Source organism: Metallibacterium scheffleri (assembly GCF_002077135.1).
GTDB lineage: Bacteria > Pseudomonadota > Gammaproteobacteria > Xanthomonadales > Rhodanobacteraceae > Metallibacterium > Metallibacterium scheffleri.
In genome coordinates, this window is sequence record NZ_LDOS01000002.1 from 1786960 (window position 1) to 1800763 (window position 13804).

General features: G+C 61.0%; 25 protein-coding genes. All 25 read right to left on the bottom strand.

Annotated elements, in window-relative coordinates; genetic code table 11:
• Positions 1–5: 5 nt before the first annotated feature.
• Positions 6–749 carry a c-type cytochrome gene (locus tag Mschef_RS13465; RefSeq protein ID WP_081129229.1) on the bottom strand — a complete coding sequence of 248 codons (744 nt, stop codon included), beginning with the start codon at positions 747–749 and terminating at the stop codon, positions 6–8.
• An 88-nt stretch (positions 750–837) separates the two neighbouring features.
• Complete coding sequence (locus tag Mschef_RS13470; protein ID WP_081129232.1) at positions 838–2247, bottom strand: class II 3-deoxy-7-phosphoheptulonate synthase; 1410 nt, start codon at positions 2245–2247, stop codon at positions 838–840.
• Positions 2244–2762 (bottom strand): disulfide bond formation protein B, encoded by a 519-nt coding sequence (locus Mschef_RS13475; RefSeq protein WP_081129235.1) that lies wholly within the window; start codon positions 2760–2762, stop codon positions 2244–2246. Before Mschef_RS13475 ends, Mschef_RS13470 begins: the two co-directional genes overlap by 4 nt.
• Positions 2763–3128: 366 nt before the next feature.
• Positions 3129–3509, bottom strand: a complete 381-nt coding sequence (gene rplQ, locus Mschef_RS13480) for a 50S ribosomal protein L17 (protein ID WP_081129238.1) — start codon at positions 3507–3509, stop codon at positions 3129–3131.
• A gap of 25 nt (positions 3510–3534) precedes the next feature.
• Positions 3535–4533, bottom strand: a complete 999-nt coding sequence (locus Mschef_RS13485) for a DNA-directed RNA polymerase subunit alpha (RefSeq protein WP_081129241.1) — start codon at positions 4531–4533, stop codon at positions 3535–3537.
• Positions 4534–4553: 20 nt separating this feature from the next.
• Positions 4554–5183: a 30S ribosomal protein S4 gene (gene rpsD / locus Mschef_RS13490; RefSeq protein ID WP_081129244.1), complete on the bottom strand. Its 630-nt coding sequence runs from the start codon at positions 5181–5183 to the stop codon at positions 4554–4556.
• A gap of 13 nt (positions 5184–5196) precedes the next feature.
• On the bottom strand, positions 5197–5592 hold the full coding sequence (gene rpsK, locus Mschef_RS13495; RefSeq protein WP_081129247.1) for a 30S ribosomal protein S11: 396 nt from the start codon (positions 5590–5592) through the stop codon (positions 5197–5199).
• Positions 5593–5603: 11 nt separating this feature from the next.
• Positions 5604–5960 (bottom strand): 30S ribosomal protein S13, encoded by a 357-nt coding sequence (gene rpsM / locus Mschef_RS13500; RefSeq protein ID WP_081129249.1) that lies wholly within the window; start codon positions 5958–5960, stop codon positions 5604–5606.
• Between the two features lie 115 nt (positions 5961–6075).
• A complete protein-coding gene (secY, locus tag Mschef_RS13505; protein ID WP_081129251.1) occupies positions 6076–7401 on the bottom strand; it encodes a preprotein translocase subunit SecY in 1326 nt (441 codons plus the stop codon).
• Positions 7402–7405: 4 nt separating this feature from the next.
• Positions 7406–7840: a 50S ribosomal protein L15 gene (rplO, locus tag Mschef_RS13510; RefSeq protein ID WP_081129254.1), complete on the bottom strand. Its 435-nt coding sequence runs from the start codon at positions 7838–7840 to the stop codon at positions 7406–7408.
• 21 nt (positions 7841–7861) lie between these two features.
• Positions 7862–8044 (bottom strand): 50S ribosomal protein L30, encoded by a 183-nt coding sequence (gene rpmD, locus Mschef_RS13515; protein WP_081129257.1) that lies wholly within the window; start codon positions 8042–8044, stop codon positions 7862–7864.
• On the bottom strand, positions 8037–8546 hold the full coding sequence (rpsE, locus tag Mschef_RS13520; protein ID WP_081129259.1) for a 30S ribosomal protein S5: 510 nt from the start codon (positions 8544–8546) through the stop codon (positions 8037–8039). Before rpsE ends, rpmD begins: the two co-directional genes overlap by 8 nt.
• 77 nt (positions 8547–8623) lie before the next feature.
• On the bottom strand, positions 8624–8977 hold the full coding sequence (gene rplR, locus Mschef_RS13525; RefSeq protein WP_081129262.1) for a 50S ribosomal protein L18: 354 nt from the start codon (positions 8975–8977) through the stop codon (positions 8624–8626).
• Between the two features lie 28 nt (positions 8978–9005).
• Positions 9006–9533 (bottom strand): 50S ribosomal protein L6, encoded by a 528-nt coding sequence (gene rplF / locus Mschef_RS13530; RefSeq protein WP_081129264.1) that lies wholly within the window; start codon positions 9531–9533, stop codon positions 9006–9008.
• A 13-nt stretch (positions 9534–9546) separates the two neighbouring features.
• Entirely contained in the window at positions 9547–9942 is a 396-nt protein-coding gene (rpsH, locus tag Mschef_RS13535) for a 30S ribosomal protein S8 (protein ID WP_081129267.1), read from the bottom strand.
• Between the two features lie 43 nt (positions 9943–9985).
• Positions 9986–10291 carry a 30S ribosomal protein S14 gene (rpsN, locus tag Mschef_RS13540; RefSeq protein WP_081129270.1) on the bottom strand — a complete coding sequence of 102 codons (306 nt, stop codon included), beginning with the start codon at positions 10289–10291 and terminating at the stop codon, positions 9986–9988.
• A 13-nt stretch (positions 10292–10304) separates the two neighbouring features.
• The gene (gene rplE, locus Mschef_RS13545; protein ID WP_081130045.1) at positions 10305–10847 is read right to left on the bottom strand and encodes a 50S ribosomal protein L5; all 543 of its coding nucleotides are present in this window, start codon (positions 10845–10847) and stop codon (positions 10305–10307) included.
• Positions 10848–10854: 7 nt separating this feature from the next.
• A complete protein-coding gene (gene rplX / locus Mschef_RS13550) occupies positions 10855–11172 on the bottom strand; it encodes a 50S ribosomal protein L24 (RefSeq protein ID WP_176212470.1) in 318 nt (105 codons plus the stop codon).
• Between the two features lie 10 nt (positions 11173–11182).
• Positions 11183–11551 carry a 50S ribosomal protein L14 gene (rplN, locus tag Mschef_RS13555; protein WP_081129276.1) on the bottom strand — a complete coding sequence of 123 codons (369 nt, stop codon included), beginning with the start codon at positions 11549–11551 and terminating at the stop codon, positions 11183–11185.
• Between the two features lie 10 nt (positions 11552–11561).
• Complete coding sequence (gene rpsQ, locus Mschef_RS13560) at positions 11562–11825, bottom strand: 30S ribosomal protein S17 (protein WP_081129279.1); 264 nt, start codon at positions 11823–11825, stop codon at positions 11562–11564.
• Between the two features lie 8 nt (positions 11826–11833).
• Complete coding sequence (gene rpmC / locus Mschef_RS13565; protein ID WP_081129282.1) at positions 11834–12019, bottom strand: 50S ribosomal protein L29; 186 nt, start codon at positions 12017–12019, stop codon at positions 11834–11836.
• Positions 12019–12432, bottom strand: a complete 414-nt coding sequence (gene rplP, locus Mschef_RS13570) for a 50S ribosomal protein L16 (protein ID WP_081129285.1) — start codon at positions 12430–12432, stop codon at positions 12019–12021. Before rplP ends, rpmC begins: the two co-directional genes overlap by 1 nt.
• Before the next feature lie 11 nt (positions 12433–12443).
• Complete coding sequence (rpsC, locus tag Mschef_RS13575; RefSeq protein ID WP_081129288.1) at positions 12444–13154, bottom strand: 30S ribosomal protein S3; 711 nt, start codon at positions 13152–13154, stop codon at positions 12444–12446.
• Between the two features lie 12 nt (positions 13155–13166).
• Positions 13167–13496, bottom strand: coding sequence for a 50S ribosomal protein L22 (gene rplV, locus Mschef_RS13580; RefSeq protein ID WP_081130046.1), 330 nt, complete (start codon positions 13494–13496; stop codon positions 13167–13169).
• Between the two features lie 11 nt (positions 13497–13507).
• A complete protein-coding gene (gene rpsS, locus Mschef_RS13585; protein ID WP_081129291.1) occupies positions 13508–13804 on the bottom strand; it encodes a 30S ribosomal protein S19 in 297 nt (98 codons plus the stop codon).

The window sequence follows — 13804 nt, forward strand, 5'->3', positions numbered from 1 at the left end:
TCTCCTCAACCATCACCGTCGATGCTGCCGCAGCGCAGCGGGAACTTGACGCTGCCGGCCGGCTCGGGCCTGGCGCCCGCGGGAACCGGCTGCGAAGACAGCCACGCTGCGACCGCACCGATTTCAGCCCCATCGAGCTTGGCGGTGACTTCGTGCATACAATCCGGCGCCTTGGTCCTGCGGATGCCCTGCTTGAACGCACCGAGCTGGGCACTGATGTAATCGTTGCTGAGGCCAATCAGCCCGGGCACGTCCGGCTGCACGCCCATCAGGCTGCTGCCGTGGCAGGCCATGCACGCCGGTACGCCGCGCGCAGGGTCGCCCCGCGTCGCCAACTTGCGGCCTGTATCCAGTGTGGCCACGCTGACCATGGGCGTCTGTGGCGCGCTCAGTGGCGGCGACTGGTCGGAAAAATACGTTGCGATCTCTTGCATATAGGCATCGGGCAGGTACTGCACCATCCATGTCATCAGCGGATAGGTACGACGCCCGTCACGAAAGTTCTGCAATTGGTGGTACAGGTAACCGACGGGCTTGCCGCCGATGCGCGGCGCATAACCACCACTGCCGCCGCCCTGACCATAAGCGCCGTGGCAAGCGGTACATGCGGCGATGCGTTGACGCAGGCTGGTGGAGACTTTCGGCTGCTCCGGCACAGACGTGGGCCGCGCGTTCGACTTGCCGGTCTGGGCAAGGACAGCGCCGCTGACGCCCAAGGCCAGCAACGCAAGTAAAACCACTCCGCGCATGTCGATAAATCCTCACCAGATCGAGATCGATGGAACGCTGGCCACTGCGGCATTAGAGCGCAGGCCTCGCGCATTGTTCCGCTTCCGCTCAGCTTGGTGCAGCTGCTGCGCTATTTTGCCGCACGCGTTGCACGATGGTAAGCCCCAGTTCCAGCGCCTGCTCGTAATTGAGCCGCGGATCCACCGTTGATCGATACGCACGGGTCAGATCCTGCTCGCATAGCGCACGCGCACCGCCCAGACATTCGGTCACGTCCTCACCGGTCAACTCCAGGTGCACGCCACCAAGGCGCGTTCCGGCTGCGGCGTGCAGATCGAATGATTGCTCGATCTCGGAGCGGATATTGGAAAAGCGCCGCGTCTTCACCCCGCTGGCCAGCGTTTCGCCATTGCCATGCATGGGATCGCACACCCACAGCACGCGCTTTCCGGTCGCGCGCACGGCATCCAGCAGCGGCGGCAGTGCGCTGGCGATGCGCGCCGCACCCATGCGGTGGATCAGGGTCAGGCGCCCGGGTTCGTCATCGGGATTGAGAAGCTCGATCAGGCGCATCAATTCGTTCGGCTTGACCTCAGGTCCGATCTTGACCGCGATCGGGTTGCGAATGCCGCGGAAGTACTCGGCATGCGCGCCATCAATCGCCGCGGTACGCATGCCGATCCACGGAAAATGCGTCGACAGGTTGAACCAGCCCCACTGCCGCGGCACCTGGCGCGTCAGCGCCTGCTCGTAATGCAGCAGCAGCGCCTCGTGCGAGGTGTAGAACTCGGCACGTGACAAGTTGGCCACCGGCTCGCCAGCGAGGGTTTCCATGAAGCGCACCGCATCAGCGATGCGCGCGACGATGGCGCGGTATTCGACGGCATGCGGCGATTGCTCGACCCAGGCCAGATCCCAATATTCCGGATGATGCAGATCGGCGAAGCCGCCTTCGGTCAGCGCACGCACGAAGTTGAGCGTCAATGCCGAATGCATGTGTCCTAGCAGCAGGCGCGCCGGATCGGCACGACGCGCGGCAGCACTGAATTCGACGCGATTGACATTGTCGCCTCGATAACTGGGCAGGGCGATACCCTCACGGGTTTCGCTGTCGGTCGAGCGCGGCTTGGCATATTGACCGGCAAAGCGGCCTACGCGCACCACGGGCATCTGCAGGCCATGCACCAGCACCAGACTCAGCTGCAGGAGCACCTTGAGCTGATTGGAAATCAGCGGACTGGCGCAATCAGCAAAGCTTTCCGCGCAATCGCCGGCCTGCAGCAAGAAGCGCTTGCCTTCCTGTGCCTCGGCTAGCTGACGCTTGAGACTGAGGATTTCCCAAGAGGTGACCAACGGCGGCAAATGGCGCAATTCATCGAGCGCGCGATGCAATGCGTCGACATCGTCGTACTGCGGCTGCTGCATGGCGTTGCGGCCCCGCCATGAGTCAGGTGTCCAGTCCTGGGCGAGCTTCATGGTCGCAGGCAAATGCGTGTGCTCGGCGTGCGTTGGTTTCATGGCATTGGCTTCCGCAGGCGCAAGGCAGGCAGCGCCCATGCACCCAGCAGCACGTAGCACAGCAAGGTCCAGAACGGCATGGGCATGCCCAGAAAACGCCAGTCGACGACCGCGCAATCACCCGAACCGACGAAAATCTTGCGTATCACCGCAGTCAAAGGCAGGTTGTCGATCATGTAGTTCAGCGGCGCCCCGCAACTGCCAAACGGATTAGGTGGCTGCAGTTGCAACCACAGCTGGCGCGCTGCAACCACTGCGCCGGCCAAGGCCGCCACGACTATCAACAGCACGTAACCCCAGCGGCCGCGCACACGGGGAGCGTGCAGCGCGCCGATCAGAAAAACCACACCCATCACCATGAAGGCGATGCGCTGCAGGATACACAGCGGACACGGCTGAATGTGCAGACTGAACTGCACGTAGAGGGCATAGGCCAGCAGCACCACGCAAACCACGAAACCCAGCCCGAAACGGGTCCGGAATGGCCACTGCAGCGGATTGAGTCCAGCGCGCACGGTGACTCCTGTGATCAGTCAGCTAAACCAAGCATCATGCCGCAGTCTGCAAGCAAACGGGCGCATCAGAGCCAGAGACGCGCCGCCTGGGTCGCGACATGCCCTCGCGTGCTCGTCACGGCTGCGCATCCATGTGCCGAGCGGTTTCGCAAATCGCTCCTGTGTCATCGCAGGATGCGGAAAATCAGGCCGCGTATTCGCCTGTTTCAGCACCCGAATCGAATACTCCAAGCGCCAAACCTGCTCAATCGCAAAATACCGAGCGACCACCCTCGCAGCATAATGCCGCCGACATGCCGCGCGCTGTCATGAGAATAAAAAAGCCCCGGATGCTTGCACCCGGGGCTTGATCAATAGCGACGGAGTTCAGTCAGCGTCGGCAGCGAGTTGCGGGCGATCGACGAGTTCGACGTAAGCCATCGGCGCATTGTCGCCATCGCGGAATCCGCACTTGAGGATACGCAGATAGCCACCTGGCCGCATGTTGTAACGCGGGCCAAGCTCGACAAACAGCTTGCCCACAGCCTGCTTGTCGCGCAGCCGCGCAAACGCGAGACGACGATTGGCAACGCCATCGATCTTGGCCATGGTGATCAGCGGCTCGGCGACGCGCCGCAATTCTTTGGCCTTGGGCAGCGTGGTGCGGATCAGCTCGTGCTTGATCAGCGAAGCGGCCATGTTGCGAAACATCGCTTCGCGATGACTGCTGGTGCGGTTGAGCTTGCGGCCGGATTTAAGGTGGCGCATGGATTTGATTCCTCAGACGGGCCGCTCAGCCCAGTTGCATGCCGTGGGAATGACCCGGCGGCGGCCAATTTTCCAGTTTCATGCCGAGCGCGAGTCCACGCGCACCCAGCACGTCCTTGATTTCAGTCAGCGACTTTTTGCCTAGATTCGGTGTCTTCAGCAGCTCGACCTCGGTCTTCATCACCAGATCGCCAATGTAGTAGATGCTCTCGGCTTTCAGACAGTTGGCCGAACGCACCGTCAACTCCAGATCATCGATCGGACGCAGCAGAATCGGATCAAAACCGCTCTTGTCGGCTTGATTTTCCTCGACGCTACGCCGCGTGAAATCACCGAAAATCGCCAGCTGCTCGGCAATGATCTCGGCGGCGCGACGCACTGCGTCCTCGGCGTCCATGGTGCCGTTGGTCTCGATGTCCAGCACCAGCTTGTCGAGATTGGTACGCTGCTCGACGCGCGCGGCATCCACTTCATAAGCCACGCGCCGCACAGGACAGAACGAAGCATCCAGTTGCAGACGACCGATCGGTCGCGCCTCCTCATCGGCGGCATGGCGCACACTGGCCGGCTGATAGCCCAAACCACGACGTACTTTGAGGCGCATGTTCAGCGCCACATCCTTGGTCAGATGGCAGATCACGTGCTCGGGATTGACGATCTCGACCGAGTGGTCGAGCGTGATATCCGCAGCTTTGATCACACCCTTGCCCTTCTTGTTCAGGGTGAGGGTGGTTTCATCGTGGCCGTGCATGCGAATCGCGACGTCCTTGAGGTTGAGCAGCACCTCGATGACATCTTCCTGCAGGCCTTCCATGGTCGTGTACTCGTGCAGCACACCGTCGATTTCGACCTCGACGATCGCACAACCAGGAATAGAGGAAAGCAACACGCGCCGCAGCGCATTGCCGAGAGTGTGACCGAATCCGCGCTCAAGCGGTTCGACCACAACCTTGGCATGATTTGCACCAAAACGCTCGACTTGGAGGTCGCGTGGTTTCAGCACACTTGTAGAAGAGGCTGCCATGTATCAGGCTCCCAGTTGAATTACTTCGAATAGAGCTCGACGATCAGACTCTCGTTGATATCCGAGGGCAGATCGGCACGATCAGGCAGGGCCTTGAGCACACCAGCCAGCTTCTTGCCATCGACATCGACCCAGGCTGGACGCAAATCCATGCTATCGGCCAGCGTCGCGGCTTCCTTGACTCGCAACTGATTGCTCGCGCCCTCGGTCAGAGCCACCGTGTCACCGGGTCGCACGCAATAAGATGGCACGTTGACCTTCTTGCCGTTGACCGTGATGGCCTTGTGCGCAACCAGCTGCCGCGCCTGGGCGCGTGTAACCGCGAAGCCCATGCGATAGACGATGTTGTCCAAGCGCGTTTCCAGCAGACGCAACAGGTTTTCGCCCGTGTTGCCTTTCTGGTTGGACGCCTTGGTGTAGTAGTTGCCGAACTGGCGCTCGAGCACGCCATAGATGCGTTTGACTTTCTGTTTTTCGCGCATTTGCACGGCGAAGTCACTCAGGCGCGCGCGCTTGACCGCCACGCCGTGCTGGCCGGGCTTGGTTTCAAGGTTGCACTTCGAGTCAAGCGCACGCGCCGGACTCTTCAGGCTTAGATCGGCGCCTTCACGACGCGCCAGTTTGCAGGTGGGACCGCGGTAGCGAGCCATCGATGTAATCTCCTCAGACCCGACGCTTCTTGGGCGGACGGCAGCCGTTGTGGGGAATCGGCGTCACATCGATGATGTTGATCACCTTGTAGCCGAGCGCATTGAGTGAACGCACCGCCGACTCGCGGCCAGGGCCCGGACCCTTGATGCGCACTTCAACCGACTTGACACCGTAGTCGAGTGCGGCACGTCCGGCTTTTTCTGCCGCCACCTGCGCCGCGAACGGCGTCGATTTGCGCGATCCACGGAAACCGGAACCCCCCGCCGTTGCCCACGACAAGGCATTGCCCTGGCGATCGGTGATGGTGACGATGGTGTTGTTGAAAGATGCCTGCACGTGCGCGACCGCATCGGTCACCACGCGCTTGACTTTCTTCTTGGTCTTGCCTGCAGCAGGAGCATTGGCCATGTTGGGTCTCGTCACTTCTTGATCTGGCGGCGCGGACCCTTGCGGGTACGCGCGTTGGTGCGCGTGCGCTGGCCGCGCACCGGGAGACCGCGCCGATGGCGCAGGCCGCGATAACTGCCGATATCGATCAGACGCTTGATCGACATGCCGACCTCGCGCCGTAGATCGCCTTCGACCACGTACTTGCCCACCTCGCGGCGCAAGGCCTCAACCTCGGCCTCGGTCAGCGAGCGAATCTGCGTGGAAGGGTTCACGCCCGCGTCCTCGCACACCTTGCGCGAGCGACTGCGGCCAATTCCAAAAATTCCTTGCAGCCCGACCCAGACATGTTTCTGGACCGGCAGATTGACACCTGCAATGCGCGCCATGTGTATGCTCCGAATGCTTGATTCGCGCGGAAAACGCGAGATTATAACCGTAAACTGACCGAATACAAAGCCCCGCGGCACCTTCAGGCACCGCGGAAGCGACTGCCTATCCTGCTCAGCTGCGCCGCAGGTTGGCTTTCTTCAAGAGACTCTCGTACTGGTGAGAGACCAAGTGCGCGCGAACCTGCGCGCTGAAATCCATCACCACCACAACCACGATGAGCAGCGATGTGCCACCGAAGTAGAAAGGCACGTTCCAAGCCGTCTGCAGAAAGGTCGGCACCAGACACACCAAGACCAGGTAAATCGCACCGACGCCAGTGAGACGGGTCAACACGGCGTCGATGTAATCGGACGTCGCTTTGCCCGGACGGATACCCGGAATCAGTGCACCAGAACGCTTCAGGTTATCCGCGGTCTCGGGAGCATTGAATACGATCGCCGTGTAGAAGAACGCGAACAGAATGATGAGTACGCCGAACACGATCTCGTAGATCGGTTCGCCAGGGGTCAGCGCGGTCGTCAGCGCCTGCAGCCATGAAAAATGTTGCGCACTGCTGAACCATGTCGCCGCCGTCGCCGGGAACATGATCAGGCTTGACGCGAAGATCGGCGGAATCACGCCGGACATATTGATCTTCAGAGGCAAATGCGAGGTCTGGTTCTGGTAGGCACGCCCACCCCCGCCCTGTCGTCGCGCGTAATTGACGGGAATGCGCCGCTGCGCACTTTCCATGAACACCACGAATGCGGTCACCGCCACGATGATGGCGATCACCAGCAATACCTTGAGTACCGAAAGTTCACCACTCTGGGCCATGCTCAACGTATGCACGATCGCGCCGGGCAAGCCGGAGACGATGCCGGCAAAGATGATCAGCGAAATGCCATTGCCTATGCCGCGTTCGGTGATCTGCTCGCCTACCCACATCAGGAACATCGTGCCTGCCGTCAGGCCAACCACCGAAGCAAAGATGAAGCCGAAGCCAGGCGAATAAACCACGTCGACGCCACCCGAAATACCCTGCTTCTGCAGTGCAAAGGAGATGCCGAATGCCTGGAATGCCGCCAGACCCACCGTGCCCCAGCGCGTGTACTTGGTCATGATGCGCTGACCACTGGCGCCTTCCTTGCGCAGTTGCTGCCAGGACGGCAGGATCGAACCCAGCATCTGCACCACGATGCTGGCCGAAATGTAGGGCACCACACCCAGCGCGAACACTGAGAAGCGCGCCAACGCGCCGCCCGAGAACATGTTGAACATGTTCAACAGGCCGCCACCTTGCTCGATCATGCGCGTCATCGCCTCCGGATTCACCCCGGGAATCGGGATGAAGGAGCCAAGACGAAACACGACCATCGCGCCCAGCGTGAACAGCAGGCGCTGCTTGAGTTCGGTGAACTTGCCGAAGCCGGCCAGTCCGGTGCCCTGTTTAGCCACGTGATTACTCCACGCTGCCGCCGGCTGCTTCGATCGCCGCCTTGGCGCCGGCCGTGGCAAGTACGCCGGAAAGCTTGACCGCACGGGTGATCTCGCCCTTCTTGACGATCTTCACGCGTCTGGCCTTGAGATTGATCAATCCAGCCTCTTGGAGCGCCGCAACATCAATCACAGCCAGCTTCATCGCCGCAATCTGATACAGGAACACTTCCTGAGCTGCTGCCGCCATTTTGGAACGGAAGCCGACCTTTGGCAGTCGCCGCTGCAATGGCATCTGCCCACCCTCGAAACCCGGCTTGACCTTGCCTTTGCCGGTGCGCGCGTGCTGACCCTTGTGACCACGGCCGGCGGTCTTGCCCAGGCCGGAGCCGATGCCGCGCCCGACACGCACGCGCTCGCGGCGCGAACCATCGGCTGATTTGATTGAATTCAAACGCATGAGTAACTCCCAATCCGCTGATTACAGCTCGACACGCACGAGATAGTTCACCGTATGGATCAGGCCACGCACTTGCGGGCTATCCTTCAGTTCACGCATGTCATTGATCTTGTTCAGACCCAGTGCGCGTACGCTCAGGCGATGCCGGTGTTGCACGCCGCGCAGACCCTTGACCAGGCGTACCTTGACGGTCTTGTCACTCATGGCCCAGAACCTCCGCGACGGTCTTGCCGCGCTTGGCGGCGATGTACTCGGGTGTGCTCAACGCCTGCAGACCCTTGATGGTTGCACGCACCAGATTGATGGGGTTGCGCGAACCGACTGCCTTGGCAAGCACATTCTTCACCCCGACCACTTCGAGCACGGCGCGCATGGCGCCACCGGCGATCACACCCGTACCTTCCGAAGCCGGCTGCATGTAGACGCGCGCGGCACCATGATTGGCCTTGATGGCGTAATGCAGCGTGCCATTGTTGAGCTTGACCTTGACCATGTTGCGACGCGCACGCTCCATCGCCTTGGCGATGGCGGCGGGTACCTCACGGGCCTTGCCATAGCCGAGGCCCACGCGGCCATCACCATCGCCGACCACGGTCAGCGCAGTGAAGCTCATCTGCCGACCACCCTTGACTGTCTTCGCAACGCGATTGACGGCAATGAGCTTTTCCAGCATGCCATCGGAATTTTCACGATCGTTCGTGGACATGAATCACCTTGTTTCGTGGCCCGCGCAGCGAGCACATGCTTACGGCGTGATGCCGCTTGGAGTTGTAATGAACGCGCTTAAAATTTGAGGCCGGCCTCGCGCGCGGCATCGGCCAAAGCCTTGACGCGGCCGTGGTACCTGAAACCGGAGCGATCGAAGGCTACCTTGTCGATGCCTGCGGCCAGACAACGTTCGGCCACCGCCTTGCCAACCGCAGCCGCAGCAGCGATATTCTTGGTGCCCTTGAGATCGGCGTTGATCGATTCCTGCAACGTCGAGGCCGCAGCGATCACACGGTCACCGCTGGCACTGAACACCTGCGCATACAGATGCTGATTGCTGCGATGCACGCTGAGGCGCACGACTTCCAGTTTGCGAATGTGCGCACGCGTCGATTTGGCGCGGCGCAGTCGGGCGATGTTCTTTTCCATGTCTTGTCTCCGGAAACGGATAGGCCGATCAGGCCTTCTTGGCTTCCTTCAGGGTGATTTGCTCGCCGGCATAACGCACGCCCTTGCCCTTGTAGGGCTCCGGCGGACGATATGCGCGGATCTTCGCGGCGACCTGGCCTACGCGCTGCTTGTCGACACCCTTGATCAGGATCTCGGTTGCAGTCGGCGTTTCCAGCGTGATGCCCTCGGGCGTGGCGAAATTGACAGGATGCGAGAAACCCAATGTCAGACTCAGGGTCTTGCCCTGCATCGAGGCCTTGTAACCCACGCCGACCAGCTCCAGCTTGCGCTCGAAGCCCTCGGCAACGCCCTTGACCATGTTGGCCAGCAACGCACGCGCCGTGCCCACGAATTTCATCTCGGTCTCGCCCTGCGCCTCGCAAAGCACTTGACCTGCGTCGATGCGCAAGCTGACTCCGGCCGGGGAGTGCGCGCTGACCGAACCTTTCGGTCCCTTCACGGTGATCGTCGCGGCATCGAACTTGCACTCGACACCCTTGGGCAGGATTACAGGCTTCTTGGCTACACGTGACATGCTCTTCTCCTCGTTAGGCCACGACGCCGATGACTTCGCCACCCACACCCTTGGCGCGGGCTTGGGCATCGGTCATCAAACCGGCGGAGGTGGAGACGATGGAGATGCCCAGGCCGTTGAGCACCTTCGGCAGAGCGCCCTTGCCACGATAGACACGCAAGCCGGAGCGGCTCACGCGCTCGATTCGCTCGATCGCGGGGCGGCCCTCGAAGTACTTCAGGCGGATTTCCAGATTGGCCTTGGCGCCTTCTCTGGCCACCTGCACATCCAGAATGTAGCCCTCGGCCTTGAGCAGGTCGGCAATCGCCGCCTTGGCTTTGGACGCCGGCATCTTCACCACCACCTTGCCCACTGCCTGGGCATTGCGGATGCGGGTGAACATGTCGGCAATGGGATCAGTCATGCTCATGTATTGATTCCTGGTTGATCTTGCACCGATATCCGTTGTTGACTCACCAACTGGCCTTGCGCAGGCCGGGCACGTCGCCGCGCATGGTTGCTTCGCGCAGCTTGTTGCGGCCAAGGCCGAACTTGCGATAGACGCCATGCGAGCGCCCGGTGAGAGCGCAGCGCGTGGTCTGCCGACTGGAACTGGAATCCCGCGGCAGCTGTTGCAACCTGGTTACCGCGGCCTGTTTGTCCTCGAACGAAGCCTGCGGGCTGGCGATGAGCTTCTTCAGCTCAGCGCGCTTGGCCGCATACTTCTTGACCAGCTTGGCCCGCTTGACCTCGCGGTTGATCATGCACTGCTTTGCCATGGTGAATCCTGGATCAGTTGCGGAACGGAAAATTGAACGCTTCGAACAAGGCCTTGGCCTCGGCGTCGCTGCGCGCGTTGGTGGCGATGGAAATATCCATGCCGCGCAGAGCATCAACCTGATCGAAATCGATCTCGGGGAAGATGATCTGCTCCTTGATGCCCATATTGTAGTTGCCACGGCCATCGAACGAACGTCCCGGCACACCACGGAAGTCGCGCACGCGCGGCAGCGCAACGCTGATCAGACGATCAAGGAACTCGTACATGTTGTGACGACGCAAGGTCACCTTGCAGCCGATGGGCCAACCATCGCGGATCTTGAACGAGGCCACGGATACGCGCGCCTTGGTCGCCACCGGCTTCTGGCCTGCGATTTTGGCCATGTCGGCCAGTGCATTCTCCAGCACTTTTTTGTTGGCCGCCGCTTCACCCACGCCCATGTTCAGCGTGATCTTGGTGATGCGCGGAACCTGCATGACATTGCTGTAGCCAAAGCGTTCAATCAACTTCGGCACGACTTGCTCTTTGTAGATTTTTTCGAGGCGAGTCACGATGGGCTCCTTAGGCGTCCACGACCTCGCCGGTACCGCGGAACACGCGGACCTTGCGGCCATCATCGAGCGTCTTGAAACCGACGCGCGAGCCCTGGCCACTGGCGGAGTTGAACAGCATGACATTGGAAAGGTGGATCGGGGCTTCACGCTCGATGATGCCGCCGGGTTGATTGATTTGCGGATTGGGCTTGGTGTGACGCTTGACCATGTTGATGTTGGCCACGAACACGCGGTCACCGACCACGCGCGTGACTTCACCACGCTGACCCTTGTCCTTGCCGGCGATCACGATTACCTGATCACCCTTGCGAATACGGTTCATCAGACTTCTCCGCTCAGAGCACTTCGGGCGCGAGCGAGACGATCTTCATGAAGCGCTCGCTGCGCAGCTCGCGGGTGACCGGCCCGAAAATGCGGGTACCGATCGGCTCGAGCTTGTTGTTGAGGAGTACGGCGGCATTGCCGTCGAAGCGGATCAGCGACCCGTCCGGACGACGCACACCCTTGGCGGTACGAACCACGACGGCGTCGTAGACTTCGCCCTTTTTCACCTTGCCGCGCGGGATGGCATCCTTGACGGTCACCTTGATGACGTCACCGATGCCGGCATAACGGCGCTTGGAGCCACCCAGCACCTTGATGCACATGAGCTCGCGCGCACCGCTATTGTCCGCCGCGGCCAATCTGGATTGCATCTGGATCATGGCTATACCCTCACTCGCCGGCGCGCTGCAGGACTTCGACCACTCGGTGATGCTTGGTCTTGGACAGTGGACGACATTCGACGATGCGCACCAAGTCGCCCTCGCGGCAATCACCCGACTCGTCGTGGGCATGCAGCTTGGTCGAACGGCGCAAGATCTTGCCGTAAACAGCGTGCTGGATCTGACGCTCGATCAGAACCGTCACGGTGTGGTTCATCTTGTTGCTCACCACGCGCCCTTGCAGACTGCGGGTGGCTGAAGTCGTTTCGCTCATGGCCTGTCTCACTTGTTCTCGCCCTGCACCGTCTTGGTTCGGGCGATATCGCGACGCACGCGCTTGAGCTGGTGCGTCTGCTTGAACTCGCCCGCGCTGCGCTGCATGCGCAGATTGAACTGCTCCTTGCGCAAATCGAGCACGTGTTTGGCCAGATCAACGGCCGACTGATTACGCAGATCCTTGATATCCATCACAGCACCGCCCGGGTGACAAAGGTGGTCTGCACCGACAGCTTCGCGGCCGCAAGGCGGAACGCCTCGCGCGCGGTCACTTCATCGACGCCCTCGATTTCATACAGCATGCGACCAGGCTGCACCGGGGCCACCCAGAATTCGACGCTGCCCTTGCCCGCGCCCATGCGCACTTCAATGGGTTTGCGCGTGATCGGCTTGTCAGGGAATACACGAATCCACAGTTTTCCGCCACGCTTGACGTGGCGGGAGATGCTGCGGCGCGCGGCTTCGATCTGACGCGAGGTCAGGTGCCCATGCGTGATGGCCTTCAGACCATACTCGCCGAAGCTGACCACGTTGGCGCTGTAACTCAGGCCTTCGTTGCGGCCCTTGAACATCTTGCGGTATTTGGTGCGCTTGGGTTGTAGCATGAGAGTGCTCCTTACTTCGCCGCCGTCTGGCGTTCACCGCCACGACGTGGCTCGCGCTCGGCTTCCTTCGCCTCTTGCTGCTGGCTAGCAGCCAGGTCGAAGACTTCGCCCTTATAGATCCACACCTTGACGCCAATGATGCCGTAGGTGGTCTTGGCTTCCGCAAAGCCATAATCGATGTCCGCGCGCAAGGTATGCAGCGGCACGCGGCCTTCGCGGTACCACTCCGAACGCGCGATTTCCGCACCGTTGAGGCGGCCGCCGACGTTGACCTTGATGCCGAGCGCGCCAAGGCGCATCGAGTTGCCCACCGCGCGCTTCATTGCACGGCGGAACATGATGCGACGCTCGAGTTGCTGCGCGATGCTCTCGGCAACAAGCTGAGCGTCCAGTTCTGGCTTGCGTACCTCGGCCACATTGATGTGCGTGGGGACGCCCATCAGCACGGTCACGTCACGACGCAGCTTCTCGATGTCCTCGCCTTTCTTGCCAATCACCACACCCGGACGAGCCGTGTGGATGGTGACACGTGCATTTTTGGCAGGGCGTTCGATCAGGATCTTGGAAATGCCTGCCGCCGCCAGACGCTTCTTGAGCATCTCGCGTACCTTGATATCGGCAACAAGATATTGGGCAAACTCCCGCTTGCCGGCGAACCACTTCGAGTTCCAGTCCTTGGCAATGCCCAGGCGGAACCCGGTGGGATGAACTTTATGACCCATTTCGTTGCCCCGTCAGTTGCCAACGACCACAGTGATGTGGCTGCTGCGCTTGAGAATGCGTGCCCCACGACCCTTGGCGCGCGCATGCATGCGCTTCATCATCGGACCTTCGTCCACGAAAATGCGCGTCACCTTGAGCTCGTCGACATCGGCACCGAGGTTGTTCTCGGCGTTGGCAACGGCCGAAAGCAGCAGCTTGCGCACGATGTGCGCCGCCTTCTTTTCGGTGTGCTCGAGCAGACCGCTGGCCCGATCGACGGGCATGCCGCGCACAAGGTCGGCTACCAGACGCGCTTTTTGCGCCGAAATCCGGGCCCCGCGCAGGATTGCCTTCGCTTCCATCTCAGTCTCCATCACTTCTTCTTGGCTGCAGCAGGTGCCGCGGCCTTCTTGTCGCCGGAATGCCCCTTGAACGTGCGCGTCGCCGCGAATTCGCCAAGTTTGTGCCCGACCATGTTTTCATTCACCAGAACCGGAACGTGCTGCTTGCCGTTATGCACGGCGATGGTCATGCCGACCATATCCGGCACGATCATCGAGCGACGCGACCATGTCTTGATCGGACGCTTGCTGTTGGTCGCGGCCGCAGCCTCGACTTTCTTCATCAGGTGCAGGTCGATGAAGGGACCTTTCTTGAGCGAACGCGGCAT